Annotated in this window: 28 protein-coding genes and 1 riboswitch; of the genes, 21 read left to right on the top strand and 7 right to left on the bottom strand. The window is 65.4% G+C overall.

The annotated features are described in order from the left end of the window. Nucleotides 1–35: 35 nt before the first annotated feature. Nucleotides 36–96, top strand: a riboswitch (Fluoride riboswitch). A 242-nt stretch (nt 97–338) separates the two neighbouring features. Then, on the top strand, nt 339–725 hold the full coding sequence (gene crcB / locus CK489_RS04065) for a fluoride efflux transporter CrcB (RefSeq protein ID WP_050628300.1): 387 nt from the start codon (nt 339–341) through the stop codon (nt 723–725). Nucleotides 726–829: 104 nt separating this feature from the next. Here crcB and CK489_RS04060 read toward each other — a convergent pair whose 3' ends face one another. Beyond that, the gene (locus CK489_RS04060) at nt 830–1084 is read right to left on the bottom strand and encodes a hypothetical protein (RefSeq protein WP_095731383.1); all 255 of its coding nucleotides are present in this window, start codon (nt 1082–1084) and stop codon (nt 830–832) included. A gap of 161 nt (nt 1085–1245) precedes the next feature. Between CK489_RS04060 and CK489_RS04055 the strand changes: the two genes are divergently transcribed. The 6 genes from CK489_RS04055 to CK489_RS04035 all read left to right on the top strand — a co-directional run bounded on the left by CK489_RS04055 (nt 1246) and on the right by CK489_RS04035 (nt 4535). Beyond that, nucleotides 1246–1467 carry a hypothetical protein gene (locus CK489_RS04055; protein ID WP_050628302.1) on the top strand — a complete coding sequence of 74 codons (222 nt, stop codon included), beginning with the start codon at nt 1246–1248 and terminating at the stop codon, nt 1465–1467. Between the two features lie 72 nt (nt 1468–1539). Then, nucleotides 1540–2220, top strand: coding sequence for a transglutaminase-like domain-containing protein (locus CK489_RS04050; RefSeq protein ID WP_095731382.1), 681 nt, complete (start codon nt 1540–1542; stop codon nt 2218–2220). A gap of 77 nt (nt 2221–2297) precedes the next feature. After that, entirely contained in the window at nt 2298–3212 is a 915-nt protein-coding gene (locus CK489_RS04045) for a DMT family transporter (protein ID WP_245350247.1), read from the top strand. Nucleotides 3213–3292: 80 nt separating this feature from the next. Next, nucleotides 3293–3478, top strand: a complete 186-nt coding sequence (locus CK489_RS04040) for a hypothetical protein (RefSeq protein ID WP_050628304.1) — start codon at nt 3293–3295, stop codon at nt 3476–3478. A 136-nt stretch (nt 3479–3614) separates the two neighbouring features. Next, nucleotides 3615–3788 (top strand): hypothetical protein, encoded by a 174-nt coding sequence (locus CK489_RS41655; protein WP_167350152.1) that lies wholly within the window; start codon nt 3615–3617, stop codon nt 3786–3788. Nucleotides 3789–4142: 354 nt separating this feature from the next. Next, nucleotides 4143–4535, top strand: a complete 393-nt coding sequence (locus CK489_RS04035) for a hypothetical protein (RefSeq protein ID WP_095731899.1) — start codon at nt 4143–4145, stop codon at nt 4533–4535. Nucleotides 4536–4687: 152 nt separating this feature from the next. Here the strand turns inward: CK489_RS04035 and CK489_RS04030 are convergent, their stop codons facing one another. The 3 genes from CK489_RS04030 to CK489_RS04020 form a co-directional block, all read right to left on the bottom strand. After that, entirely contained in the window at nt 4688–5137 is a 450-nt protein-coding gene (locus CK489_RS04030; RefSeq protein ID WP_095731380.1) for a hypothetical protein, read from the bottom strand. A 141-nt stretch (nt 5138–5278) separates the two neighbouring features. Continuing rightward, a complete protein-coding gene (locus CK489_RS04025) occupies nt 5279–5650 on the bottom strand; it encodes an ElaB/YgaM/YqjD family protein (RefSeq protein ID WP_050628306.1) in 372 nt (123 codons plus the stop codon). A gap of 144 nt (nt 5651–5794) precedes the next feature. Further along, nucleotides 5795–6907, bottom strand: a complete 1113-nt coding sequence (locus tag CK489_RS04020; RefSeq protein WP_095731379.1) for an AI-2E family transporter — start codon at nt 6905–6907, stop codon at nt 5795–5797. A gap of 209 nt (nt 6908–7116) precedes the next feature. On the opposite strand from CK489_RS04020, the gene CK489_RS04015 reads away from it, so the two are divergent. The 3 genes from CK489_RS04015 (at nt 7117) to CK489_RS04005 (ending at nt 8860) form a co-directional block, all read left to right on the top strand. Next, nucleotides 7117–7935 carry a L,D-transpeptidase gene (locus CK489_RS04015; protein ID WP_095731898.1) on the top strand — a complete coding sequence of 273 codons (819 nt, stop codon included), beginning with the start codon at nt 7117–7119 and terminating at the stop codon, nt 7933–7935. A 26-nt stretch (nt 7936–7961) separates the two neighbouring features. Continuing rightward, a complete protein-coding gene (locus CK489_RS04010; RefSeq protein ID WP_050628308.1) occupies nt 7962–8591 on the top strand; it encodes a DUF2865 domain-containing protein in 630 nt (209 codons plus the stop codon). 113 nt (nt 8592–8704) lie between these two features. Next, nucleotides 8705–8860, top strand: coding sequence for a Thivi_2564 family membrane protein (locus CK489_RS04005; RefSeq protein ID WP_021076357.1), 156 nt, complete (start codon nt 8705–8707; stop codon nt 8858–8860). A gap of 164 nt (nt 8861–9024) precedes the next feature. Here CK489_RS04005 and CK489_RS04000 read toward each other — a convergent pair whose 3' ends face one another. The 3 genes from CK489_RS04000 to cysD form a co-directional block, all read right to left on the bottom strand. Then, on the bottom strand, nt 9025–11187 hold the full coding sequence (locus CK489_RS04000; protein ID WP_050628309.1) for a malate synthase G: 2163 nt from the start codon (nt 11185–11187) through the stop codon (nt 9025–9027). 259 nt (nt 11188–11446) lie between these two features. Beyond that, nucleotides 11447–13366, bottom strand: a complete 1920-nt coding sequence (gene cysC, locus CK489_RS03995; protein WP_095731378.1) for an adenylyl-sulfate kinase — start codon at nt 13364–13366, stop codon at nt 11447–11449. Between the two features lie 24 nt (nt 13367–13390). Continuing rightward, nucleotides 13391–14185, bottom strand: a complete 795-nt coding sequence (cysD, locus tag CK489_RS03990; protein WP_050425832.1) for a sulfate adenylyltransferase subunit CysD — start codon at nt 14183–14185, stop codon at nt 13391–13393. A 244-nt stretch (nt 14186–14429) separates the two neighbouring features. Between cysD and cysG the strand changes: the two genes are divergently transcribed. The 11 genes from cysG to CK489_RS03935 all read left to right on the top strand — a co-directional run bounded on the left by cysG (nt 14430) and on the right by CK489_RS03935 (nt 25300). Next, the gene (gene cysG, locus CK489_RS03985; RefSeq protein ID WP_095731377.1) at nt 14430–15881 is read left to right on the top strand and encodes a siroheme synthase CysG; all 1452 of its coding nucleotides are present in this window, start codon (nt 14430–14432) and stop codon (nt 15879–15881) included. Continuing rightward, on the top strand, nt 15878–16195 hold the full coding sequence (locus tag CK489_RS03980) for a DUF2849 domain-containing protein (RefSeq protein ID WP_050628312.1): 318 nt from the start codon (nt 15878–15880) through the stop codon (nt 16193–16195). Before cysG ends, CK489_RS03980 begins: the two co-directional genes overlap by 4 nt. 28 nt (nt 16196–16223) lie before the next feature. After that, the gene (locus tag CK489_RS03975) at nt 16224–17879 is read left to right on the top strand and encodes a nitrite/sulfite reductase (RefSeq protein WP_095731376.1); all 1656 of its coding nucleotides are present in this window, start codon (nt 16224–16226) and stop codon (nt 17877–17879) included. Beyond that, nucleotides 17866–18381, top strand: a complete 516-nt coding sequence (locus CK489_RS03970; RefSeq protein WP_050628314.1) for a DUF934 domain-containing protein — start codon at nt 17866–17868, stop codon at nt 18379–18381. Before CK489_RS03975 ends, CK489_RS03970 begins: the two co-directional genes overlap by 14 nt. Continuing rightward, nucleotides 18378–19106 carry a phosphoadenylyl-sulfate reductase gene (locus tag CK489_RS03965; protein WP_050628315.1) on the top strand — a complete coding sequence of 243 codons (729 nt, stop codon included), beginning with the start codon at nt 18378–18380 and terminating at the stop codon, nt 19104–19106. The genes CK489_RS03970 and CK489_RS03965 overlap by 4 nt, the downstream gene beginning before the upstream one ends. 289 nt (nt 19107–19395) lie before the next feature. After that, the gene (locus CK489_RS03960) at nt 19396–20385 is read left to right on the top strand and encodes a sulfate ABC transporter substrate-binding protein (RefSeq protein WP_050628331.1); all 990 of its coding nucleotides are present in this window, start codon (nt 19396–19398) and stop codon (nt 20383–20385) included. A gap of 13 nt (nt 20386–20398) precedes the next feature. Next, nucleotides 20399–21238: a sulfate ABC transporter permease subunit CysT gene (gene cysT / locus CK489_RS03955; RefSeq protein ID WP_095731375.1), complete on the top strand. Its 840-nt coding sequence runs from the start codon at nt 20399–20401 to the stop codon at nt 21236–21238. A gap of 8 nt (nt 21239–21246) precedes the next feature. Next, nucleotides 21247–22209 (top strand): sulfate ABC transporter permease subunit CysW, encoded by a 963-nt coding sequence (gene cysW, locus CK489_RS03950; protein WP_198960827.1) that lies wholly within the window; start codon nt 21247–21249, stop codon nt 22207–22209. Next, complete coding sequence (locus CK489_RS03945; protein WP_095731374.1) at nt 22199–23248, top strand: sulfate/molybdate ABC transporter ATP-binding protein; 1050 nt, start codon at nt 22199–22201, stop codon at nt 23246–23248. Before cysW ends, CK489_RS03945 begins: the two co-directional genes overlap by 11 nt. Before the next feature lie 278 nt (nt 23249–23526). Beyond that, nucleotides 23527–24024, top strand: a complete 498-nt coding sequence (locus tag CK489_RS03940; protein WP_050629821.1) for a CAP domain-containing protein — start codon at nt 23527–23529, stop codon at nt 24022–24024. A gap of 106 nt (nt 24025–24130) precedes the next feature. Further along, complete coding sequence (locus tag CK489_RS03935; protein ID WP_095731373.1) at nt 24131–25300, top strand: DUF3734 domain-containing protein; 1170 nt, start codon at nt 24131–24133, stop codon at nt 25298–25300. The last annotated feature ends 4 nt before the right edge of the window (nt 25301–25304 follow it).

Here is a 25304-nt window from a genome sequence, read left to right as displayed (position 1 = left end):
GCTTGCCCGTATTTGCCGCGCACCGTACCATCGCGCACGTTGATGGGGATGGAGTCCCCCGATAACCGCCGCAAGGCTGATGACTCCTACCGGGCGCGACAGCGTCGGTAGGAGCATGCGCAACTGCCGACCCGCCGCGCCCCCCGCGAATGAGATGTGGGCAAGAGCATGACGGGTCTTCCTGGTTCACTCTCAATCGCATTGTCGCTGGTCGGGGCCATCTGGCTCGTCGGTGTCGTCGCCCTGCTGGTCGGCGCGCCGGGCGGGCTGGTCGCCGCGACTTTCGCTGTTGGGCTTGTGACAGGCATCGTCGAGTGGCGGGCCGGAAGGGTGAGAAATTGAACGCACAATTGTTGGCGGCGGTCGCGATCGGCGGTTCGCTGGGATCGGTCGCGCGCTATCTGGTGGCGATCGGCGCCGGGCGCCTGGTCGGCACGGAATTTCCGTGGGGCACGCTGGTGATCAATATCGCGGGCTCGTTCCTGATCGGCGCGTTCGCGGAGTCCTTCGCGCTGAGCTGGAATGTCAGCCAAGCGGTGCGGGTGTTTCTCACCGTCGGCATCTGCGGCGGCTTCACCACCTTCTCGACCTTCTCGCTCGACGCGATCGTGCTGATGCAGCGCGGCGAGCTGTGGGTGGCCGGGGCCTATATCGCAGCCTCCGTCGCGCTCTCGATCCTGGCGCTGTTCGGCGGCCTGCTGCTGGTGCGGACCTTCGCGGCTTGATGGCCGACCGTCATCCCCGCGCCCCGGCTGCTTTGCATGGGGTTGTTTTCGATATTTTGGCAGCACGCCCCTGCGCCGGCCCCCATGACTTCATATCGCTCTCGCTAGTCGGTGGGATACCGGCCGGTGCGCGGATTGATCGGCGACGTCGGCCGCCGACGCAGCGCTTCGGGCAGGAACGGCTCGCCACTCCTGGGCGAGGCGTCGGCGCGGACGTCGGCGGCCCATTGCGCGCGTTCGTGGGGCGTCTGGTTGTCGTCGAAAGTCCGCTTCACGTCGACCCCGCTGACCGGGTCATTGACGCCGTGCCGGCTCGCGGGATGGTCGACGCCGTTGTGGATGTCACTGGAGTTACTCATCGCGGCCTCCGGGTTCGGTTTGTCGGGACCAACATTGCCCGCGCGGGCACCGTTCCAAAAAAGTGAAGGGCCGGAGGTATCCTCTGCCACCGGAATCCTTGGCGCATGCTGGGCCAGCCGGTAGGATGGAACCTGGGACGACCAAGAGAAAGACCGAGGGAATGAAGCATGTCGACGTCGCGGTGATTGCTGCCACGCTGTGGCTGCTGGCGTCGATGGTGCTGGACATCCTGACGCCGAAGTCGATCACCGCGCTGATGATTGCCGCAGCCCTTGCCCCGCCGTTCCTGATCGGGATCGGCATCCATTTCGCGCGCGAATATTTCAAGGCCAAGCGGCGCAGCTACCGGCCGCCGCAACTGGACGAACACTTCAAGAACTAGAACGGGGCGGCGAGCTGGTCAGGGCTGCGTCAGCTGCATTGAACCGCGCCCATGGCTTGCTAAGCTTGGGCCATGACCGAACATCTCCCCGACACGATCAGCCGCCTCTACACCGACCCCGGCGAATATGTCGACAGCGACCATCCCGCCGTCGAGTCGTTCGCCCGCGCCGCCGTCCCGCCCGGCGCCAGCACCCGCGAGATCGCGAGCCGGCTCTACACCGCGGTGCGCGACGGCATCCGCTACAACCCCTATGTCAGCATGCGCTCGGCGGAGAGCTACCGGGCTTCCAGCGTGCTCGCCGCCGGCAACGGCTATTGCGTCGGCAAGGCGGCGCTCTATGCGGCGGCCTGCCGGGTCCACGGCATCCCCGCCCGGGTCGGCTTCGCCGATGTCCGCAACCATCTCACCACCGAGAAGCTGCGCCAGAGCATGGGCTCGGACCTGTTCACCTGGCACGGCTTCACCGAAGTGTTCGTCGACGGCGCCTGGCGCAAGGCGACCCCGACCTTCAACGACACGCTGTGCGCCAAGCTCGGCGTTGCGCCGCTCGATTTCGACGGCCATTCCGATGCGCTGCTGCATCCGTTCGACGGCGCCGGGCGCGCCTACATGCAATATGTCAACGACCACGGCAGCTATCACGACGTCCCCGCCAAGTTCCTGATGCGCGAGATGGCGCGCGAATACGCCAACATGCAGGGCGAGGACATGACCGGCCGCGACATGGAGCGCGAGGCGGCCGAGCAGTAGCGGGCACGGGCAGCGACGGCGCAAGCCGTCCTGGTCAATTGCGCACCGGCTGAGGGGGCGGTGTCATGGATGCGGAGTTGCCGAAAGCGCCAATCGGCCGCCCGGCGATGGGCTGGGAGGATGCGGTCGCGCTGACCGGCTTCATCCTGGTCGCGGTCGGGCAGGCCTCCAACCAGGTTCTGGCGCGCGGCCTTGCCGGCTCGGTGCCGCCGTTTTCGCTGGCGTTCTTCCGCTGGAGCATCATCGCCGTCGGCCTGGCGCCGTTTGCGATCACGGCGATCCGCGACGGCAAGATCCCGCTGGCGCAGAACCTCTGGCCGATCCTCGCCGCGGGCTTCCTCGGCATGTTCCTCTGCGGCGGCCCGGTCTACATCGCCGGCATCACCACCACGGCGATCCATATCGCGCTGATCTTCGCGCTGTCGCCGATCATGGTGCTGCTGATCTCGGCCGCGCTCGGCATCGAGCATATCGGCCCGCTGCAATGGCTCGGCACGGCGCTGGCGCTCGCCGGCGCGCTCTTGATCGTCTCGGGCGGCCATCTGGAAACGCTGACCCAGTCGAGCGCGGCCTGGGGCGATCTGCTGGTGGTGGGTGCGATGCTCGGCTGGTCGGGCTACACTCTGGTGCAGTCGCGGGTCGCGCCGCGCGCCTCGCTGCTGGCGCGGGTCAGCCTGTTCTCGGCGGCCGGCGCGCTGTGCTCGCTGCCGCCGGCGCTGCAGGAAATGTGGGCGACGCCGGCCGCGGTGTTCAACGCGCGGGCATTCGAGGCCTATGTCTTTGCGGGCCTGGTGCCCGGCCTGATCGCCTATGCCGGCTTCGCCTGGCTCGGCGCGCGGTTCGGCTCGGTGCGGACGTCGCTCGTGCTCTACGTCGCGCCGATCGCGAGCGCGCTGTTGTCCTGGATCATCCTCGGCGAGCCGCCGAAGCTGATCCATCTGGTCGGCGGCTTGCTGATCCTCGGCGGCGTCTGGGCCAGCCTGCGCAAATAGGCCGGCTCCCCTCCAGTGCAACTTTTCCCGGCCTCGTGCGTTGAATCCAGCGTTGATTCAAGAACTTAGTTGGAGGCCGCATGAATCTGACTCCCCAGCAACGGAAAGAGCGTGATGCGCAGCGTCAGCAAGAGGCGTCGCAGGCGATGAAGGAGCACCGCGCCAACGAGAAGGCCTTCTACGACAATTTCCAGCGCCTCAAGGCCGAGCGCCAGGCGCGCGAAGCCGCGGAGTCAGGAGTGGGGGCGCAATCCGCTTCAAAGTAACGGCAGGGAGCACACCCACCATCCGGATTGCCCGGGTCTGACAGATTGAGAAGGAGCAGGACAAGGGGGCGAGCTCGACGCAAGCGGGCTCGCCCCGATGACGAGATGAAATCTCCAGGCTTATGGAGGACGTCAGATGTATTTTGCCGATAAGAAAACGGTCACCTGCAAATGCGGTGAACCCCTCAGCGAGTTGATGCTCGTCGACGACCAGACGACCGGGATCAAGTTTCATGTTGGTCGTTGCCCGTCATGCCGTGAAGTGACGGTTGTTCGATCCCAGGACACGCCATCGAGCGACGATGCCTGAAGCCGGATTCCTCTCGCCGGCGGCAGGACAGTGCTTCGCGACGGACTTCGAATGCGACGCCTGCGTGACAGGTCGGCTGACATATCGTTCGCCGGCAGGGCGCGAAAGACGAACCTCCAAAAAAGAGCAGGGCGCGACCGGCATCACCACGGTCGCGCCCTACGTCGCCGGTCAATGGGGCAGGGGGAATAACCGGCTCTTGCAATGACTCGCAGACCCCCGGACTCGTTCCGCGAGAATCAAAATTATTTCGTACACGGTTAAGTGATGGCCGGGCGCGAGAACCGCACAGGTTTCGTTCGCGTTGTGTCCGTGATCGCCAACGGGAATTTCCATGGGGCGAGGGACATCACCATGCCAAAGATTCAAAAGGGAATTTTCGCTGCGTTGGCGGTCGGACTGACGCTTGGCGCGGTCCAGTTGGCATCCGGCCACGATCTGATCGGCGGCCAGCAGGTCACCACCGCACTGGCGCCGGAGAGCGCGGTCAATCGCGCCGCGAAGACCGACCGCGCCGCGGTTCCGATGAGCGGCCTGCCGAGCCGGACCGTGGCGCTGAAGGTCGACCGGCTGCCCGATACGTCGGTCCTGGTCCGCGTTCCCGTGGCGCGGGAAGAGGCCCGCAATCACCCCGCAGCGCCCGTCCGCGCGCGGCCCGGTGACACCCGCAAGGTGGCCTGTGAACCGGTGGTCAGCGTCCTGACCGAAGTGGCCAAGCTGCTGCAGCCCGGCCGCTGCGTGACCTGAGAACCAACTATCTCACCGTCATTCCCTGGTGTGCAATTGCACACCTGAGGGCGCGCCACGTGGAGCGAGCCCGGAATCCATTGCACCACGAGATGTGCGGCACGATTCCGGGCTCTCGCTTCGCGAGCCCCGGAATGACGGCGATGAAGAGGTTACTCCTCCTCTGGCTCGCTGCTGTTGCTCGCAGCGCCGCGGCTGGCCATCAGGCCGAGCGCCAAGCCGCCGACCAGCAGGATCGGGACCAGCCGCTTGACGCCGACGGCGCGGACGATCTGCAGTCCGGTGGCGACCAAGGCCGGATCGGCGAACATGGTTGCCGCAGCCGATTTCGCGGCCTTGGCCGCCTTCTCTGCGCGCCGCTGCATCTCGCGCTTGTGCGCCATGTACACGGCGACGACGATCAAGGTGACGACCAGGAACAGCGCGGCGCCGGCGAGGCACGCCTCCACCGGCCCGTAATGCTGCAGCACATAGACGAAGGCGGCCGCACACAGGAAGGCGAGGGTGATGAACAGCAGGATCGCGGCGGCCGCGGCCAGCGACGTCAGCCGCAGCGCGCTGCCGGTGGATTGCTTGACGTCATCGATCAGCCGCTGAAGCATTGACCAGCCTTGTTTTCGACCTTGCCGTGAAAAGCGCATCGACAAACGAGGCGGCGGCGCGCCAGCGCTGCCATCTCGTCCAGAACGGTGGTTTGCGCATGACCGCCATCGCAGGCTTCATCCGCCGGGGTTGAGCAGCGCCTAGCGCCGCCAGGTGACGCCGATCAAAAAGCCGAGGCCGAGCGCCAGGCCGACGGTCGCCAGCGGCCGCTGCGTGATCACCTCTTCCAGCGACTCCTCGATCGAGGATGCGGCCTCCTGCGCCGCGCCCATCATCGCGCTGCCGCGCTCCGACATGTCGTCGAGCGCATCTTCCGCGTTGGCGCGCGCATCCTTGTAGCGGCGGCGAGCCTGCTTGCCGGCGTTGTTGGCAAACGAGTTGAGCGCGTCGGTGATCTGTTCGGTGAGGGCTGCAATGTCGTTCTTCACGGCGGTGACATCCTTTTCCAGGCGTTCGTAGGTCGCTTTGTCGGTCATGTTCTTGATCCCAAATACGCTGTCCGTGTTCGACATCGGAGGCTCCCGCATCATTCGCGTGTCGCGTGTTGCATGAAAAACGCCTCGCATCTCGCAAGGTTCCAGATGCGAAACTGTAGCTTTTTGTTCGACGCGTTTTATCCACGCGAACCGGTGTCCACTTCGCTTGAAAACGCTTTGCTACCCTTCGGGCAGCTGCGGCGAATTGACCGGCATCAAATGCTCCTTCACGATCAATGCCACGATCAGCAGCGGCGACGACAGGAAGGCGCCCATCGGGCCCCACAACCAGGTCCAGAACGCGAGCGCGAGAAAGACCGCGAGCGCGTTCAGCGACAGCCTGCGGCCGACGATCGTCGGCGTCACGAAATGCCCTTCCACGAAGGTCACGACGGCAAAGCAGGCCGGCGCGATCAGCCCGGCGCCGATGGTCGGCGCAGAGATGATGCCGACCACGACCAGCGTCACAAACATCGCGACCGGGCCGATGATCGGAACGAAGTTCAGCGTCGCGGCGAGCGCACCGAGCCCGGCCGGATTGGGCATGTTCGTCGCGGCGCAGATCACACCGGTGACGATGCCGACGCCGACATTGATCATCGTCACCGTCAGCAGATAATTGCCGAGATGGATCTCGATCTCGTTGAGCATACGAAGCGTGCGCAGCCGCGCCGCACGTTCGCTGAAGGTCATGACCAGCGCGCGGCGCAGATCCTTCCAGCTCGCGATGAACAGGATCAGGGTGGCGACGAACAGCAGGAATTCGGCGAAAGTCGGCGACAGGAATTCCAGCGTCGGCTGCACCCACTCGAATTTCGGCATCTGGAAGCTGGCGAGGGTGTCGGAGCCGCCGACCATGCTCTGCAGCTCCTGCCATAGTGCGAGCGGCCGGTCGAACACGTGCAGCTTCTGCCTCAGGATCGCGCCGAGCTCGGGCAGCCGCGAACTCCATTCCATGACAGGCGAGGCGATCAGCCCGACCATGAAGGCGACGGCGGCGCCGACCGCGATCACGATCAGCACGGCGCCGAGCGCGCGGGGAATCCGGTAGCGCTCGAGCTGGCCCGCCGCCGGCGACAGCATGGTCCCGACAATGAAAGCCATGGTGATCGGCAGGAAGAAGGCGCGCGCCAGATAGAGCACCCCGACGATGACGATGATGAGCAGGGCGACCAGCGTGAAGGCGACGACCTCGGCGCGGCTGATCAGCGGCGGCAGTTCAGCCTTGCTGTCGGGGAGGGGCGTGCCTTCGGGGGCGTTGCCAAGCAGACGTTCACCCGGAAAGGCGCGCACCAGTTTCCTCCCGCACGAGGACAAATGAATTTCGTGTCAAATTGCGCGTGACAACGGCGCGTCGCGGCAAAGGTTCCATCGCGGGTTCGTGAGACCTGGCGGGTTGACAATCGCGACTTCGAGACGATTCGCTCCGGAACTCTCTGGCCGCCACGCGCGTTGGCTTGGCATCGCATCACCACGATGCGCATCCCGTCCAGGGGCAGCACATGACACATCCGTCTCTCTCCAGCCGCCGGCTTGCGTCGCGCGTTGCGTTCATCCATGCCCGCACTCTCGCCTTCGCCAGCGTCCTGTTTGTGACGCCATTCATTGTCACCACTTCGGCAAACGCGCAGGCGCTCGGCTATGCGTCGACGCAGCCGGGCGCATTCCCGTCCGACGAGGCGATGACCGATCCCTCGACCGAGGCCACCGAGGACGGCGCGCTGCCGGAGCGGCTGCGCCGCACCACCGTCGCGCTCAACACGTCCGAGGCACCCGGCACCATCATCATCGATACGGGCAAAACCGCGCTCTATTACGTGCTCGGCGGCGGGCGGGCGATCCGCTACGGCGTCGGCGTCGGCCGCGAGGGCTTCACCTGGGCCGGTACCCAGACCATCAGCCGCAAGGCGGAGTGGCCGGATTGGCATCCGCCGGCCGAGATGATCAAGCGCCAGCCCTATCTGCCGCGCTTCATGGCCGGCGGCCCGGGCAACCCGCTCGGTGCGCGCGCCATGTATCTCGGCTCCAGCGAGTACCGCATCCACGGCACCAACGATCCGTCGACGATCGGCAAGTTCGTCTCGTCGGGCTGCATCCGGCTGACCAATGAAGACGTCTCCGACCTGTTCAGCCGGGTCGATGTCGGCACCAAGGTTGTGGTGCTGCCGAAGAACGCGCCCCATCTCGCCGCGCGTGAGCTCGGTCCGAGCACGACGCAGATCTCGGTCCGGCCGGCGCCGCTGCAGCCGCGCCCCGCGGTGATGACGCTGCCTTCCGGCCGGCAGGCGATGAACATCCCGGCGGGTTCTTCGTTGTACTGAGCATCGGCGTTGGACCGGGGATCGGTATGATGAAGTTCAATTCCAGGCGGTGGGTGTACGGGACGGCGGCATTGCTCGGCCTGTCCCTTGCGCCCGCGGCGCAAGCCCAGGATTTCTTCTCGCAATTGTTCGGCGGCTTCATGCAGGGCCGTCCGCCGGTGATCCGGGTGCCGTTCGACGACGGTCCGGCGCCTGTGCCGCGGGCCGAGCGACGTGCGCGCTATGACGGCGGGCAGGCCTATTGCGTGCGCACCTGCGACGGCCGCTATTTCCCGCTGGCTGCGACCGGCAACCAGAGCAAGGCGGAGAGCTGCAACAGCTTCTGCCCGGCGAGCGCGACCGAAGTGGTCTATGGCGGCAACATCGACAACGCCGCGACGGAAGACGGCAAGCCGTACTCCGAGCTGCCGAACGCATTCCGCTATCGCGACGAGATCGTCTCCGGCTGCACCTGCAACGGCAAGGATCCCGTCGGGCTCGCTGCAGTGAAGATCGAGGACGATCCGACCTTGCGCAAGGGCGACATCGTCGCCGGCAAGGACGGGCTGATGTCGGTCAGCCGCCCCGACCGTCGCGGAGCCTCTCTCAACTTCACGCCGGCGCCGGAGCGCATCCGCGCCAAATATGAGCGCACGCCGGTGCTGGCGCGCGAATAGCGTCGCCCGGATGAGTCCAGCCAGATCCGGTTCCGGCGTCAGGAACCGGCCTCCCTCTCGCACGTTAGGTGAATGCGAACAGCACATTCACCGATGCCATCAGGGGGCCCCGCATGCTCGTCGGCGTACTCGTCACTTTCCTTGTCATTATTCTCGTTCTTTATCTGATCAACATGCTGCCGCTCGACGGCCGCGCCAAGCAGATCGCGCGCGTCGTCGTCATCATCATCGGCATCGTCTCGCTGCTGAAATATCTCGCGGTGTTCTAGCCTCGTCATTGCGAGGAGCGAAGCGACGAAGCAATCCATCCGTCCGCTATGCTGAAGCATGGATTGCTTCGCTCCGCTCGCAATGACGACGCGTCTAGATCTGACCTCAACAAAAAAGCCCCGGCTCATCGCCGGGGCTTTTACTTGTCGTCGCGATCCCGAGATCAGCCGGCGGCCTTGGCCTCGCGGCGGCGCGCGGTGAGGATGTATTCGGTGTAGCCGTTCGGCTGGGTGCGGCCCTCGAAGATCAGGTCGCAGGCCGCCTTGAAGGCGACACCGTCGAACGACGGCGCCATCGGCTTGTAGAGGCTGTCGCCGGCGTTTTGCTTGTCGACCACGACGGCCATGCGCTTCAGCGATTCCATCACCTGATCCCGGGTGATGACGCCCTGATGCAGCCAGTTGGCCAGATGCTGGCTCGAGATGCGCAGCGTGGCGCGGTCTTCCATCAGGCCGACATCGTGGATGTCGGGCACCTTGGAGCAGCCGACGCCCTGGTCGATCCAGCGCACGACGTAGCCGAGGATGCCCTGGCAGTTGTTGTCGATCTCCTGCTTCACATCGTCGGGCGCCCAGTTCGACTGCGACACCGGAATGGTGAGGATGTCGGAGAGCTTTGCGCGCGGTCCGCCCTTGGCGAGTTCCTGCTGGCGGGCGGTCACGTTGACCTGGTGATAGTGCAGCGCGTGCAGCGTCGCGGCGGTCGGCGACGGCACCCAGGCGGTGGTGGCGCCGGCCTGCGGATGGCCGATCTTCTGCGCCAGCATGTCGGCCATCTTGTCGGGCGCGGCCCACATGCCCTTGCCGATCTGGGCATGGCCGGGCAGGCCGTCGATCAGGCCGTTGTCGACGTTCCAGTCCTCATAGGCCTTGATCCACGGCTGGGCCTTCATGTCGTTCTTGCGGATCATCGGACCCGCTTCCATCGAGGTGTGGATCTCGTCGCCGGTGCGGTCGAGGAAGCCGGTGTTGATGAACATGATGCGCTTGGAGGCGCGCTGGATGCAGGCCTTGAGGTTGACCGTGGTGCGGCGTTCCTCGTCCATGATGCCGACCTTCAGCGTGTTCTCCGGCAGCGAGAGCATTTTCTCGACCTCGGCGAACAGATCGCAGGTCAGCGTCACCTCGTCGGGGCCGTGCATCTTCGGCTTGACGATGTAGGCCGAGCCGGTGCGGCTGTTCTTGACCTTCGAATTTCCCTTGAGGTCGTGGATCGCGAGCAGGCCGGCGACCGCGGCATCGAGCAGCCCTTCGGGGATTTCCTCGCCCTTGGCGTCGAGCACCGCGTCGGTGAACATGTGGTGACCGACATTGCGCATCAGCAGCAGGCTGCGGCCGTGCAGCTTCAGCTCGCTGCCGTCGGGCTTCTTGTAGACGCGGTCGGCATTGAGCGAGCGGGTCAGCGTCTTGCCGCCCTTGTCGAAATCGGCCGACAGCGTGCCGTTCATCAAGCCGAGCGTGTTGCGATAGACCAGCACCTTGTCTTCGGCGTCGACGGCGGCGACCGAGTCTTCCATGTCGAGAATGGTGGAGACCGCCGATTCCAGGATCATGTCGGCGACGCCGGCCGGATCGTCCTTGCCGATGACGTTGCTGCGGTCGATCTTGACCTCGACATGCATGCCGTTGTTGACGAGCAGGATCGCGGTCGGCTGGGCGGCGTCGCCAAGATAGCCGGCGAACTGGGCGCCGTTCTTCAGCGCGGTCGAGTTGCCGCTCTTCAGCTTGACCGAGAGCTGGCCCGCGATCACGGCGTAGGACGTCACGTCGGTGTGGCTTCCGGTCGCGAGCGGCACGGCGGCGTCGAGGAACGCCTTGGCCTTCGCAATCACCTTGTCGCCCCGCGCCTTGTTGTAACCCTTGCCGCTCTCGCTCGGATCATGCGGGATCGCGTCGGTGCCGTAGAAGGCGTCGTACAGCGAACCCCACCGCGCATTGGCGGCGTTCAGCGCGTAGCGGGCGTTGGTGAGCGGCACCACGAGCTGCGGGCCGCAGATCTTGCCGATTTCCTCGTCGACATTTGCGGTCTCGACCTTGTGGGTCGCGGGCTCCGGCAGCAGATAGCCGATCTCCTTGAGGAACGCGGTGTAGGCGTTGATGTCGAACGCCTTGCCCTTGTGGGCGCGATGCCAGTCGTCGATCTTGGCCTGCAAGGTGTCGCGGACCGCGAGCAGTTCGCGGTTCTTCGGGCCGAGCTTCTGGATGATGGCGGCGAGTCCTGCCCAGAACGCGTCCGGCGCGATCCCGGTTTTCGGTGTCGCCTCCTTGGCGATGAAATCGAACAGGACAGGGGCGATCTTCAATCCATGGGCATCGACACGAGTCATGATGGGCTTTCTCAACGAAATGGGGCGTTTAGGGGCTGTTTTCCCAAGAAATCAGCAAAAAACGCGCCAAAGGGCCGCGTTCACGGCCCTTTTAGCCCTAAAGCTACGGCTCTGAGAAGGCCCCCTGCCGCCACGCCCTCTGGTGTCATGCCCCGCTTGAAGCGGGGCATCCAGTACGCCGCGGCCCATCGGCTCAATAATTGCTGTCTCTGGAATGCTGGATCGCCCGGTCAAGCCGGACGATGACAGGTGAGCAAGATCAGATATTCGCCGCGAGGTCGGTCAGTTCGTCGAACAGGATGCCGGTGGTGGCCAGCATCCGCTCGATCTCGTCGGTGGCATCGCTGACCGAGCGGTTCGAGGTGTCGATGGTCAGTTCGTTGCCGGCCGGCGCCTGGTAGTCGTTGGTGATGCCGGTAAACGACGGCAATCCGCCGGCGCGTGCCTTGGCGTAGTGGCCCTTGGGATCGCGGGTCTCGCAGACCTCGGCCGGGGTGGCGACATAGATCTCGCGGAACGCGCTGTCGGCGATGCGGCGCGCGGCCGCGCGGTCGGCTGTCGACGGCGACACCGCGGCGACGATCGCGATATGGCCGTTGCGCGCCAGGTGGGTCGCGACCTCGGCGAGGCGGCGGATGTTCTCGGTGCGATCCTGCGGCGAGAAGCCGAGGTCGCTGTTGAGCCCGGCGCGGAAGGTGTCGCCATCGAGCAGGATCGGCGAGCCGCCGTTGCTGAACAGGCGCCGCTCCAGCGCCCGCGCCAGCGTCGACTTGCCCGAGCCGGGCAGGCCGGTCAGCCAGATCACCGCGCCATTGTGGTGGTAGCGCGCCGAGCGCTCGTCGGGCCGCAGCGCTGACTCCACCGGCACGATGTCGATCGGCACCGCAGGGCGGCCGGCGTCGACCGACAGCACGAGGCCGCCGCCGGCGATGCGGCCGTTGACCTCGATCACCAGGCGGCCGGTGCGCGGATTGTCGGTGTAGGGATCGGTCGCGACCGGCTGCGCCAGCGAGATGTCGATCTCGCCGACATGGTTGCGCGCGATCGCTGAGTTCTCTTCGTTGGACAGCGCGCCGGGATCGATCGCCTTTTCGATCGCGACCACGGTGGCGCGGCTTTCCTTGCTGCCGAGCCGGATCAGGATCTGCTCGCCCTTGGTCAGCGGCTTGTCGTGCAGCCAGAATATCCGGGCGCGGATGCGTCGGGTGTCGCGCGGGCTCTGCCCGGAATGTCCGATGATGTCGCCGCGCTCGAGGAACAATTCGCGGTCGAGCGTGATGCCGACCGAGCGGCCGGCGCCCTGCGGTCCCTGCACCGGCGTCACAGGCCAGCTCTCCACCGTCTTGATCTTCGCGATCTTGCCGGTCGGCATGATGACGATCTCGTCGCCGGCCTTCAGGCTGCCGGACTCGACGCGGCCCGCCACGATGCGGCGGTCGTCGAACTTGTAGATCGCCTGCACCGGCAGCCGCAGCGGCAGCTCAGCCAGCGGCTTTGCCGGCTCGAGCGCGTCGAGCGCCTCGACCACGGTCGGTCCCTTGTACCAGTCGATCCGCGGGGTGTGCTCGGCGACGCCGTCGCCATCGCGCGCCGAGATCGGCACCACCGCGGTCGGCGTCACGCCGAGGCCGATCAGATGCGCCGAAATTTCCGCGCTGATCTCGTTGAATCGCGCCGCGCTGAAATCGACCCGGTCCATCTTGTTGACGACCACCGCGACCTGCTTCACGCCGAGCAGGTGCAAGAGATAGCCGTGTCGCCGGGTCTGCGAGCGGACGCCTTCGAGCGCGTCGATGATCAGTACCGCGCCGTCGGCCTGCGAGGCGCCGGTGATCATGTTGCGCAAGAACTCCGCGTGGCCGGGCGCGTCGATCAGCACGACGTCGCGCGAGCGGGTGCGGAAGCGGATCTGGGTGGTGTCGATGGTAATGCCCTGGTCGCGCTCGGTCTGCAGCGCGTCGAGCAGGAACGACCATTCGAACGGCATGCCGCGCCGTGCGCTGACCGCCTTCAGCATCTCCAGCTTGCCGTCCGGCAGGCTGCCGGTCTCATGCAGCAAGCGGCCCACCAGAGTGGACTTGCCGTGGTCGACATGGCCGACGATGACGATGCGCACCTGGGGACGGGTGGTGCCGTTGGGGGTCGCCGAGATCGAGGCGGTGGGAAGGATCATGTTCATCAGAGTGCTCACGCCAAACTGGGATCAGAGATAGCCGGCGACACGCAGCCGCTCGAACGCATCCTCGGTCTCGTGATCGAGCGCGCGGCCGGCGCGCTCCGGGATCTTGGTGGCGTCGAGCTCGGCGAGGATCTCGTCGATGTTGGATGCGGTCGAGGCCACCGGGTTGGTGATGTCCTGATCCCCCAGCGAGCGATAGCGCTTGCCGTCCTTTGCGAGATAGAGCGGGATGATCGGAATGCCTTCGCGCTTGGTGTAGGCCCAGATGTCGGCCTCGGTCCAATGCAGGATCGGATGGATGCGCAAATGCGCGCCCTGCGGCGGCGAGGCATTGAAGTGATCCCAGAATTCCGGCGGCTGGTCGCGCACGTCCCATTCGCCCTCGAGGCCGCGCGGCGAGAACACGCGCTCCTTGGCGCGGGTCGCTTCTTCGTCGCGCCGGATGCCGGCGATCAATCCGTCAAAGCCGTATTTGTTCAGCGCCCATTTAAGCCCCTCCGTCTTGCGCGCAGCGGAGCGCGCCGCCGGCGGCAGGGTGGGGTCGACGGCGTCGATCGGCGGGCAGGGCTCGACGCGCAGGTCGAGATCCCATTCCTTGCCGAAGCGATCGCGGAACGCATACATCTCCGGAAACTTCTTGCCGGTGTCGACATGCAGCGCCGGGAACGGGACGCGGCCGAAGAACGCCTTGCGCGCCAGCCAGATCATCACGTTGGAATCCTTGCCGAGCGACCACAGCAGCGCGAGCTTCTTCAGCCGGGCGAACGCCTCGCGCAAAATGTAGATGCTCTGCGCCTCCAACTCGTCGAGATGATCCATCGACGGCGGCAGAGCCGCCGGAATTCCCGGCACGGAAGATGCTTGTGCAAGGGCTGCGGACCGCGTCCTGGCGGCGGCGGATTCGTTGTCGAGAAGATGCATCTCTTGGCCTTGGCCTGTGGAGTTGAAAATTCTAAAGTTGCGCTGCAATAGAGAAGAAATAATTTTCTCTTTGCTGGGCTTGATCGAGAGATAAATAGAAAATAATTTCAGTCAACCCCCAAATTGGGGAAGCGAGTGTCTGATGCGATATCTGCCGGTGTTTCTGGATCTGCAAAGCGGCAAGGTGCTGCTCGTTGGAGCGGGCGAGCTCGTGCGCGCCAAGTTGCGGCTGCTCGCAGCCGCCGGCGCCGCGGTTCGCTGGTACGCGACCGACGGCGACCATGAGCTCGCAGGAATCGCGGCGGAGGACGCCGCGCGCATCGAGCACGCCGATGGCGATCCGCTTGCAGCCGATCTCTCCGACGTCATCGCCGTGCTCTGTGCCGGCGCAGGCGAGGTTGGTGTTGCGATGTCGGTGCGCGCCAAGGCGATTGGGCTGCCGGTCAACGTGATGGACGACCTCGTGCACTCCACCTTCATCATGCCGGCGATCGTCGATCGCGGCGATGTCGTGGTCGCGGTCGGCACCGGCGGCACGTCGCCGGTGGTGGCGCGCCGCATCCGCGAGAAGATCGAGGCGGTGTTGCCTGCACGGATCGGCGATCTCGCCGGCTTCATCGGCCGCTTCCGCAAATCGATGCATGCCCGCATCGAGGAATTTCCGCTGCGCCGCCGCTTCTGGGAGCGCATCATCGACGGCCCGATCGGCGCGCTGGTGCTGGCCGGCCGCACGGACCAAGCCGAGCAGGCGCTGAATGCGATCGAAGATCCCGCTGCATTCGCCGGTGCCGATACCGAAGGCAAGGCTGTCGGTCATGTGACGCTGGTCGGCGCGGGTCCCGGCGATCCGGATCTGCTCACCGTGAAGGCGCTGCGCGCGCTGCAGGATGCCGACGTCGTGTTCTACGACGAATTGGTGTCGCCCGAAATTCTCGACCGCATCCGGCGCGATGCCGCGCGGATTCCGGTCGGCCGCCGCGTCGGCAAGCCCGGCATCGGCCAGGACGCCACCAACCGCCTGATGATCGAGGCGGCGCAGTCGGGCCAGCGTGCGGTTCGGCTGAAGGGCGGCGATCCCTTCATCTTCGGTCGCGGCGGCGAGGAGATCGAGATGCTGCGCGACGCCGGTGTCGCGTACTCCATCATTCCCGGGGTCTCTGCCGGTCTCGGCGCGGCCGCGCAATTCGAGGTGCCGCTGACCTTCCGGCACGAGGCGCTGCGCATCACCTTCCTGACCGCGCACAAGGCGCGCGATGCCGAGGTCGTCGACTGGTCGGTGCTGACCGATACCAAGATGACCGTCGTGGTCTACATGGGCATGACCGCCGCGCCGTCGATCCGTGAAGGCCTGCTCGCTGCGGGCCGCTCGCCGGAGACGCCGGTCGGCGTGTTTGCGCGCGTGACGCGACCCGACGCCAAGGCCGCGGTCGGCACGCTGGCGCGGCTGCCCGAACTGGTCAAACAGGTCGACGGCGGTCCCGCTGTTCTCATCATCGGCGACGTGGTCGCGCATTCCGCGCCGTGGAGCCGATCCAACGTCACCCAACTGTTCTCCAACCAGATGTTCTCCGAACTGCTGAAAGCTGCCGAATGACCTCTCCGCTTGAACAGAAGAAAATCAGGATCACGGGCCCCTCGATGGTCACCGCCAACCGGACCTGGGACGGTGCCGTGGTGTACCGAACCGCCAGGCAAGGCTGGTCCACCGAACTCGCCGACTCGGCGATCGTGACCACGTCCGACGAGGCCCGCGCGCTGCTGGCGGAAGCCACCGCCGACGACGTCGGGGCGGTCGGCCCCTACATCGCGCCGGTCGAGCTCAAGGACGGCGGCAAGGTCAAGCCCGGCAATCTGCGCGAACATATCCGCGCCAAGGGCGTCACCATCGATCTCCAGGTTCCCGCGTAAGGCGCCGACGGCGTAAGGCTCACCGAACATGTATGCTTATGACGAACTCGACCGCACGCTGATCAACGAGCGTGTTTCGGAATTCCGCGACCAGGTGAAGCGCCGACTCTCCGGCGAGCTCACCGAGGACGAATTCAAGATCCTCCGCCTGCAGAACGGCGTGTACTTGCAGCTGCACGCCTACATGTTCCGGGTCGCGATCCCCTACGGCACGCTGTCGTCGAAGCAGCTGCGCCGGCTCGCCCATGTCGCGCGCCGCTACGATCGCGGCTACGGCCATTTCACCACCCGGCAGAACATCCAGTTCAACTGGATCAAGCTTGCCGAGCTGCCGGATGCGCTGTCCGATCTCGCCGAAGTCGGCATCCACGCGATGCAGACCTCAGGCAACAACATGCGCAACGTCACCTCGGACCAGTGGGCCGGCGTCGCGCCGGGCGAGATCGAGGATCCGCGGATCTGGTCGGAGCTGATTCGCCAGCACACCACGCTGCATCCGGAGTTCTCGTTCCTGCCGCGCAAGTTCAAGATCGCGATCACCGCCGCCGAGCACGACCGCGCCGCGATCAAGATCCATGACATTGGGCTCAGGCTGCACAAGAACGCCGACGGCGAGACCGGCTTCGAGGTGCTGGTCGGCGGCGGCCTCGGTCGCACGCCGTTCATCGCCAAGACCATCAAGCCGTTCGTCCCCGGCCGCGATATCCTGAGCTACATCGAGGCTATCCTGCGGGTCTACAACCAGTACGGCCGCCGCGACAACATCTACAAGGCGCGCATCAAGATCCTCGTGCACGAGCTCGGCATCGAGAAGTTCGCCAAGGAAGTCGAGGAGGAGTGGAAGGCGATGGGCGATGTCGGGCTGACGCTCGACCACGCCGCCATCGAGGAGGTCCGCTCGCGCTTCTCCTATCCGGCCTACGAAAAGCTGCCCCACATGCCGGACGAGCTGAAGCAAGCCGCGCACGATCCGCTGTTCGAGCGCTGGCGCAAGAACTCGGTGTCGGCGCACAAGGTGCAGGGCTATTCGATCGTGACGCTGTCGCTGAAGCCGGTCGGTGGCCCTCCGGGTGATGCCACCGCCGAGCAGATGGATGCGGTCGCCGACCTCGCCGACAAATATTCGTTCGGCGAGATCCGCGTCGGCCATGAGCAGAACCTGGCGCTGCCGCACGTCGCCAAGCGCGATCTGCCGCAACTGTTCAAGGCGCTCGATCGCCTCGGCCTTGCGACGCCGAACGTCAACCTGGTCACCGACATCATCGCCTGCCCGGGGCTGGACTACTGCTCGCTGGCCAATGCGCGCTCGATCCCGATCGCGCAGGAGCTGACGCGGCGCTTCGCCAACCACGACACCGCCGACCTGATCGGCCGGCTGCACATCAACATCTCCGGCTGCATCAATGCCTGCGGCCATCACCATGTCGGCCACATCGGCATTCTCGGTGTTGAGAAGAACGGTGAGGAATTCTACCAGATCACGATCGGCGGCCGCGCCGATGAGAACGCGCAGTTGGGCACCTTGATCGGCCCGGCCGTTCCCTACGCGGAAGTCGCCGACGTGATCGAAGACATTGTCGAAGCTTATCTCGCGCTGCGCGACCGTCCCGAGGAATTGTTCGTCGATACGGTGAAGCGTCTGGGCGTCGAGCCGATCAGGGAGCGCGTTTATGCCACTCGTTAAGCAGGGAAGACTAACGACCGATTTGTTCGTGCATGTCGCCGACGGCGCCGAGCTGCCCGGCGATGGCGCGGTGCTGGTGACGGCCGAGCGTTTTCTCGCCGATCCCGAGGCGCTGCTGCGCCGCGCTGGCAAGGTCGGCGTGATCTGGCCGAACAACCGTAACCTCGACGAATTGGTGCCGCATCTCGATCGCCTCGCCACGGTAGCGCTGGTGTTCCCGACCTTCCGCGACGGCCGCGCCTACAGTCAGGCGCGTCTGCTGCGCGAGCGCTACGGCTATGACGGCGAGCTGCGCGCCACCGGGCAGATTCTGCGCGACCAGTTCGTGTTCATGACGCGCGCCGGCTTCGACGCCTTCGAGGTGAAGAAGGATGCCGACGCCGACGCGTTCGCCCAGACCATGAAGCGCTATTCGGTGTTCTACCAGCCGACCGGCGACGGCCGCGTCACCGCGCTCAACCGCCGTATGCAGCTGCGCCATTCGGAGAGCGCCGGCCAGTGAGCACGCACGTACGACAGCTCCCGGCGGCGCCGGTCGCGTTGCCCGCGGCCGATGAGCTCGACCGTGCGCTGCGCACCGCATCGCCCGCCGAAGTGATCGCGGCTGCTTTGCAGACGGTCGGCCGCGAGAAATTGGCGCTGGTGTCGTCGTTCGGCACCGAGTCCGCCGCGCTGCTCAAGGTGATGGCGGATGTCGATCCGGCGATTCCGGTGGTGTTCCTCGACACCGGCTGGCTGTTCGAGGAGACGCTCGCCTATCGCGATACGCTGATCAAGACGCTCGGCCTGACCGATGTGCGCTCGATCAAGCCGGATGAGGACGCGCTGTCGCGCCAGGATCCGGACCGCGAGCTGTGGTTCACCGATCCCGATGCCTGCTGCCGCATCCGCAAGGTCGAGCCGCTAGCGCGGGCGCTGAAGCCGTTCGCCGGCTGGATCAACGGCCGCAAGCGGTTCCAGGGCAACGCCCGTGCCGACATCCCCGTCGTCGAGCACGACGGTGCCAGGCTGAAATTCAACCCGTTCGCCCATGTCTCGCGCGAGGAGATCGAGGCGATCTACGCGCTCGGCAAGCTGCCGCCGCATCCTCTTGTCGCATCGGGATATCAGTCGGTCGGGTGTATGCCTTGCTCGAGCCGGTCCGCAACCGGCGAGGATGCACGCGACGGCCGCTGGCGTGGCCGCGCGAAGACCGAGTGCGGCATCCACACGATGAAGATGTCGTGAGCATGATCCGGACCCGGAGGGCCGCGTTAGCGCAAAGTGCGAAGCGGTTTTCCCTGCGACAAGCGCGAAGCGTTTGCGCGGAGATCATGCTCAGATAACGCGCCAGATCGCGATGACGTTTCATCGCGACTTGGTGACGTGACAAAGCCTTCGCAGCGCGGCGGCTTCGTAGCACAGGCGCGCTGCACGGCCGCAAACAAAGAAAACCGGTTTCGTTGACTTCAGGCCACTTCACCGTGAGTTATGTCTGACGTGTTCCCTGACATTCTCAGGTTGAATGGAGACCGAAATGATCCGTCGTGTGCTGCCGCTGGTCGCGGGACTGTTGTGGGCGAGCTCGGCCTTCGCGGCCGACTATTCGCTGCTCAACGTGTCCTACGATCCGACGCGCGAGCTCTATGTCGACTTCAACAAGGCGTTCGCGGCAGCCTATCAGAAGGACACCGGCAAGAGCGTCGAGATCAAGCAGTCGCATGGCGGTTCGGGCTCGCAGGCGCGCTCGGTGATCGACGGATTGCAGGCCGATGTCGTTACGCTGGCGCTCGCCTATGACATCGACGCGATCGCCGGCAAGGGTCTCATCGCCGCGGACTGGCAGAAGCGCCTTGCGCTCAACGCTTCGCCCTATACCTCGACCATCGTGTTCCTGGTCCGCAAGGGCAATCCCAAGGGCATCAAGGATTGGGACGATTTGATCAAGCCCGGCGTTGCCGTGATCACGCCGAACCCGAAGACCTCGGGCGGCGCGCGCTGGAACTATCTCGCCGCCTGGGGCTATGCGCAGAAGAAGTTCGGCTCAGCCGACAAGGCGAAGAAGTTCGTCGCCGACCTCTACCAGAACGTCCCGGTGCTCGACACCGGCGCGCGCGGCTCGACGGTCACGTTCGTCGAGCGCGGCGTCGGCGACGTGCTGCTGGCGTGGGAGAACGAGGCGTTCCTGGCGCTGCGCGAATTCGGCGCGGACAAGTTCGAGATCGTGGCGCCGCCGCAGTCGATCCTCGCTGAGCCGCCGGTCGCCATCGTCGACAAGGTTGCTGACCAGAAGGGCACCCGCGCCGTCGCCGAGGCCTATCTGAAGTACTGGTACACCAAGGAAGGTCAGGAGATCGCCGCGCGCAACTCCTACCGGCCGCGCGATCCCGAGATCGCCAAGGAGTACGAAAAATCCTTCGCCAAGGTTGAGCTCTTCACGATCGACGACGTTTTCGGCGGTTGGACCAAGGCGCAGAAGGAGCACTTCGCCGAGGGCGGCATCTTCGATCAGATCTACAAGAACTGATTGACAAGGGGGGATGGTGAGCACAGCGGTCGCACGACGCAGTACGCTGCCGGGGTTCGGTCTCACCATGGGACTGACCCTGACATGGCTCTCCGTCATCATCCTGATCCCGCTGGGCGCGCTGTTCCTCAAGACATCAGAGCTCAGCCTCGATCAGTTCTGGAACATCGTCACCAGCCGCCGCACCCTGAATGCGCTGAAGATTTCGTTCGGGCTGTCGTTTGCGGCCGCCTGCGTCAATCTGGTGATGGGCACCATCATCGTCTGGGCGCTGGTGCGCTACCGCTTTCCGGGCCGGCGGCTGTTCGACGCCATCGTCGATATTCCCTTTGCCTTGCCGACCGCGGTCGCCGGCGTCGCGTTGACGCAGCTGTTCGCGCAGAAGGGTTGGCTCGGTGCGCCGCTCGCCGAGCTCGGCATCAAGGTCGCGTTCACGCCGATCGGCATCTTCATCGCGATGATCTTCATCGGCATTCCCTTCGTGGTACGGACGGTGCAGCCGGTGCTGATCGATCTTGATCCCGAGATCGAGGAGGCGGCGGCGAGCCTTGGCGCCAATCGCTGGCACACAGTGTTCCGCGTCATTCTGCCGAGCCTGATCCCGGCGCTGCTCACCGGCTTTGCGCTCGCCTTCGCCCGTGCCATCGGTGAATACGGCTCGGTGATCTTCATCGCCGGCAACCTGCCCAATGTCTCCGAGATCGCGCCGCTATTGATCGTGATCCGGCTGTCCGAATTCCGCTACGCCGATGCCACCGCGATCGCGGTCGTGATGCTGGTGGCCTCGTTCCTGATCATCTTCCTGATCAACCGGCTGCAGCGCTGGGCGCAGGCCCGCATTCCCGTGCATTGAGGTCCGAGATGTCGATGCAGACGGGATTGGCGACCTCGACCACACAACTGCGGAGCTACGCGCCCGCGACCGATGTCAGCGTGGCAGCGCCGGCGCCGCAGCTTGAGATCGCGCGCGCCGAGCCGGTCGCCGCGCGGCATAACCCGCGCACCGAGCCGGGTCCGATCCGCCTCATTATCATCGCGCTGGCGATCACTTTCCTCAGCGTCTTCGTCGTGCTGCCGCTCGTCGTCGTGTTCGCCTCGGCGTTCTCGAAAGGCGTCGTCGCCTATTTCGCAGCGCTGGCGGAGCCCGAGGCGCTCGCCGCGATCAAGCTGACGCTCCTGATCGCCGCGATCTCGGTCACGCTCAACCTCGTGTTCGGCGTGGTCGCGGCCTGGGCGATCTCGAAGTTCGAGTTCGCCGGCAAGACTTTCCTGATCACGCTGATCGACCTGCCATTCTCGGTCTCGCCCGTGATCTCGGGCCTGGTCTTCGTGCTGCTGTTCGGCGCGCAGGGCTATTTCGGGTCATGGCTGCAGGCGCACAACGTCCACATCCTGTTCGCGGTGCCCGGCATCGCGCTGGCGACCATCTTCGTCACCTTTCCCTTCGTGGCGCGCGCGCTGATCCCGCTGATGCAGGAGCAAGGCACCCAGGAGGAAGAGGCCGCGATCTCGCTCGGCGCCTCCGGCCTGCAGACCTTCTTCCGCGTCACCCTGCCCAATATCAAATGGGGCCTGCTCTACGGCGTCCTGCTCTGCAATGCGCGCGCGATGGGTGAGTTCGGCGCGGTGTCGGTGGTGTCAGGCCACATCCGCGGCGAGACCAACACGATGCCGCTGCTGGTCGAGATTCTTTACAACGAATACCAGTTCGTCGCGTCGTTCGCGATCGCATCGCTGCTCGCGATGCTGGCGCTGATCACGCTGGTGGCGAAGACCGTGCTCGAGCGGCGGCTCGACGAGGCAGAGGTGCCCGATGGCGATTGAAGTCAGGAATATCGTGAAGAAGTTCGGCAGCTTTGCCGCGCTCGACAATGTCGATCTCAAGGTCGCCGACGGCGAGCTCTTGGCGCTGCTCGGGCCCTCCGGCTCCGGCAAGACGACGCTGCTGCGGATCATCGCGGGTCTCGACTGGCCCGACTCGGGCGAGGTCGCGATCGACGGCGAGAATGCGCTGTCGCGCGGCGCCAGCGAGCGCCAGGTCGGCTTCGTGTTCCAGCACTACGCGCTGTTCCGCCACATGACGGTGTTCGAGAACGTCGCCTTCGGCCTGCGCGTGCAGCCACGCGCGATCCGCAAGGACGAGGCGACGATCCGCGCCCGCGTCAAGAATTTGCTCGATCTGGTGCAGCTCGACTGGCTCGCCAACCGCTATCCGAGCCAGCTGTCCGGCGGCCAGCGGCAGCGCATCGCGCTGGCGCGCGCGCTTGCGATCGAGCCGCGCATCCTGCTGCTCGACGAGCCGTTCGGCGCGCTCGATGCCAAGGTGCGCAAGGAGCTCAGGCAATGGTTGCGCTCGCTGCACAACGAGATCCACGTCACCTCGATCTTCGTCACCCACGACCAGGAGGAGGCGCTCGAGGTCGCCAACCGCGTCGTGGTGATGGACAAGGGCAGGATCGAGCAGATCGGTTCGCCCGGCGAGGTCTATGACAATCCGGCGACCGCGTTCGTGCACGGCTTCATCGGCGAATCCATCGTGCTCCCGGTCGATGTGGCGGGCGATGCGGTGCGGCTCGACGGCCGTCCCCTCAACATTCCGGCGCAGGGCGCGGCGTCCGGCGCGGCCAAGCTGTTCGTCCGCCGCCACGACATGGCGGTCGGCCCAGCGGGAGCCGGCGCCCTGGAAGGCGCCGTCCGGCATGTTCGTTCGTTCGGCCCGATCCAGCGCGCCGAGGTGGCTCTGTCGGGCAGCGAGGGCAAGACCGTGATCGAGATCGACGCCCCGCGCGATCGCGAATTGCAGGCCGGCGAAATCGTTTCGCTGCAACCCCGTCGCTACCGGATCTTCGCCGCGCAGGAGTAGGACTAGCCGCCGGATTCAAACCTCCCCTTGAAAAGGGCAGGTCGCTTTGCTCGTGAGAGCAAAGCGGGTGGGGATCTGCTCCCTCCAAGTGCAGCGGAGCCCGTGGGCCGACCCCCATCCCGACCTTCCCCCTTTCGCGGGGAAGGGGAAGCGGCCGGCCGCCGGAACTGCATAGCCCGGACATTGGTGGCCTTTGCTGGCCAAAAGTTAGCCCCTGTTCACCATTCAGCCACGGTTGGTATGCAACAACGGCGGGCCAACCTTGGGGGTTTTCACCTGTGAAACGGACGACGGTAGCCCTGTTCGGGCTTCTGGTGCTTGCCGGCTGCGCCGCGGACACCAAAATCCCGGAAGAACCGGCGATGTATCTCAACATGGCGCAGCCCGGTGCCGTTCTGGATAGCCAGGCCGCCGCGATCCTGTTTTCGCAATACCGCCAGAACAACGGTCTCGGCATCGTCGTGGTCGATCCGGACCTGACCAGGCTCGCCGAGCAGCAGTCGCAGGCGATGGCCGCCCGCAACAAGATGGACCATGACGTGAAGGCCCCGCTCGGCAAGCGGCTGGAAGCGGGCGGCTACCCGGCGACCGTAGCGGTCGAGAACATCTCGGCGGGCTATCACACGCTCGCGGAAGCCTTTTCAGGCTGGCGCGACTCGCCGCCGCACAAGGCGAATATGCTCAAGAGCGGTGTCACAAAAATGGGCATCGCGGCCGTCTATGCGCCCAACACTAAGTACAAGGTGTTCTGGACGCTCATTCTGGCGGCAACCTGATTTCGATAAATTCCGCGTGATCTAACCCCTTCATCTCGCTGATTGACGCCGCGGCGAACAGCCGCCACGGTTGCGGCTCAAATCGTCTTTGAGCGAACGGTTACGAATGGATACTTCGGATTCCGCGCCGGCCTCGACGCCCGCGCAAGCGCAGCGGGTGCTGGTCCTTCAGGGCGGCGGCGCGCTCGGCTCTTATCAGGCCGGCGCCTTTCAGGCGCTCTGTCACGCAGGCTTCGAGCCGGAATGGATCGCCGGCATCTCGATCGGCGCCATCAACGCCGCGATCATCGCCGGCAACGAGCCGGACAAGCGCGTGCCGAAGCTGAAGGAATTCTGGGAGATGGTCTCGGCGCCGGTGCCGTGGAATCCGGTCTCGAACCATGAGCGCGCCCGCTCGCTGTTCAACGAGACCTCTGCCGCCATCATCGCGACCTTCGGCGTGCCCGGCTTTTTCACGCCGCGGATTCCGCCGGCGCCGCTGTGGCCGCCCGGCAGCTCGCAATCGCTGAGCTACTACGACACCGCGCCGCTGAAGAAGACGCTGGAGCGTCTCGTCGATTTCGATCGCATCAACAATCTGAAAACGCGGCTGTCGGTCGGCGCGGTCGGCGTGACCTCGGGCAATTTCTGCTATTTCGACAATTACGAGTTCAAGAAGCGCGGCAAGAAAATCGGCCCCGAGCACATCATGGCCTCCGGCGCCCTGCCGCCGGGCTTTCCCGCCGTGGTGATCGAGGGCGAGCACTACTGGGACGGCGGCATCGCCTCCAACACGCCGCTCGACTTCGTGCTCGACGAGGAGACCAGCCGCGATCTCCTGATCTTCCAGGTCGATCTGTTCAGCGCCCGCGGCCCGTTGCCGGAGACGCTGCTGGAGGCTGCCGAGCGCGAGAAGGACATCCGCTATTCCAGCCGGACGCGGATGAACACCGACAAGAACAAGCAGGTCCACAATGCCCGCATGGCGGTGCGCGACCTGATCAGCAAGCTGCCCGATTACCTTAAGAACGATCCGTCGGTCGAACTGCTGCGCAAGGCATCCAAAGAGAACACCGTCACGGTGGTTCACCTGATCTACAAGAGCAAGAATTACGAGAGCTCCTCGAAGGATTACGACTTCTCCCATGTCGGGATGGTCGAGCACTGGGGCGCGGGCGTCCGCGACGTGCATTTGTCGATGCGTCACAAAGAATGGCTAGAACGGCCACAGTCCGGGGAAACCATGGTGACTTACGATCTCACGGGGGACGAACCCACGCCCCCGCAGGCAAAATAGGAGC

Source organism: Bradyrhizobium sp. UFLA03-84 (genome assembly GCF_002289535.1).
In the GTDB taxonomy this organism is placed as follows: Bacteria; Pseudomonadota; Alphaproteobacteria; order Rhizobiales; family Xanthobacteraceae; genus Bradyrhizobium; species Bradyrhizobium viridifuturi.
This window is presented reverse-complemented; position numbering and strand designations above follow the sequence as displayed.

Excerpts from the sequence above, each read along its gene's own strand:
- CK489_RS04060 (WP_095731383.1), bottom strand. The coding sequence starts at position 1,084 with ATGAGTAACTCCAGTGACATCCACAACGGCGTCGACCATCCCGCGAGC.
- CK489_RS04055 (WP_050628302.1), top strand. The coding sequence starts at position 1,246 with ATGAAGCATGTCGACGTCGCGGTGATTGCTGCCACGCTGTGGCTGCTG.
- CK489_RS04050 (WP_095731382.1), top strand. The coding sequence starts at position 1,540 with ATGACCGAACATCTCCCCGACACGATCAGCCGCCTCTACACCGACCCC.
- CK489_RS04040 (WP_050628304.1), top strand. The coding sequence starts at position 3,293 with ATGAATCTGACTCCCCAGCAACGGAAAGAGCGTGATGCGCAGCGTCAG.
- CK489_RS41655 (WP_167350152.1), top strand. The coding sequence starts at position 3,615 with ATGTATTTTGCCGATAAGAAAACGGTCACCTGCAAATGCGGTGAACCC.
- CK489_RS04035 (WP_095731899.1), top strand. The coding sequence starts at position 4,143 with ATGCCAAAGATTCAAAAGGGAATTTTCGCTGCGTTGGCGGTCGGACTG.
- CK489_RS04030 (WP_095731380.1), bottom strand. The coding sequence starts at position 5,137 with ATGCTTCAGCGGCTGATCGATGACGTCAAGCAATCCACCGGCAGCGCG.
- CK489_RS04025 (WP_050628306.1), bottom strand. The coding sequence starts at position 5,650 with ATGTCGAACACGGACAGCGTATTTGGGATCAAGAACATGACCGACAAA.
- CK489_RS04015 (WP_095731898.1), top strand. The coding sequence starts at position 7,117 with ATGACACATCCGTCTCTCTCCAGCCGCCGGCTTGCGTCGCGCGTTGCG.
- CK489_RS04010 (WP_050628308.1), top strand. The coding sequence starts at position 7,962 with ATGATGAAGTTCAATTCCAGGCGGTGGGTGTACGGGACGGCGGCATTG.
- CK489_RS04005 (WP_021076357.1), top strand. The coding sequence starts at position 8,705 with ATGCTCGTCGGCGTACTCGTCACTTTCCTTGTCATTATTCTCGTTCTT.
- CK489_RS04000 (WP_050628309.1), bottom strand. The coding sequence starts at position 11,187 with ATGACTCGTGTCGATGCCCATGGATTGAAGATCGCCCCTGTCCTGTTC.
- cysC (WP_095731378.1), bottom strand. The coding sequence starts at position 13,366 with ATGAACATGATCCTTCCCACCGCCTCGATCTCGGCGACCCCCAACGGC.
- cysD (WP_050425832.1), bottom strand. The coding sequence starts at position 14,185 with ATGGATCATCTCGACGAGTTGGAGGCGCAGAGCATCTACATTTTGCGC.
- cysG (WP_095731377.1), top strand. The coding sequence starts at position 14,430 with ATGCGATATCTGCCGGTGTTTCTGGATCTGCAAAGCGGCAAGGTGCTG.
- CK489_RS03980 (WP_050628312.1), top strand. The coding sequence starts at position 15,878 with ATGACCTCTCCGCTTGAACAGAAGAAAATCAGGATCACGGGCCCCTCG.
- CK489_RS03975 (WP_095731376.1), top strand. The coding sequence starts at position 16,224 with ATGTATGCTTATGACGAACTCGACCGCACGCTGATCAACGAGCGTGTT.
- CK489_RS03970 (WP_050628314.1), top strand. The coding sequence starts at position 17,866 with ATGCCACTCGTTAAGCAGGGAAGACTAACGACCGATTTGTTCGTGCAT.
- CK489_RS03960 (WP_050628331.1), top strand. The coding sequence starts at position 19,396 with ATGATCCGTCGTGTGCTGCCGCTGGTCGCGGGACTGTTGTGGGCGAGC.
- cysT (WP_095731375.1), top strand. The coding sequence starts at position 20,399 with ATGGTGAGCACAGCGGTCGCACGACGCAGTACGCTGCCGGGGTTCGGT.
- cysW (WP_198960827.1), top strand. The coding sequence starts at position 21,247 with ATGTCGATGCAGACGGGATTGGCGACCTCGACCACACAACTGCGGAGC.
- CK489_RS03945 (WP_095731374.1), top strand. The coding sequence starts at position 22,199 with ATGGCGATTGAAGTCAGGAATATCGTGAAGAAGTTCGGCAGCTTTGCC.
- CK489_RS03935 (WP_095731373.1), top strand. The coding sequence starts at position 24,131 with ATGGATACTTCGGATTCCGCGCCGGCCTCGACGCCCGCGCAAGCGCAG.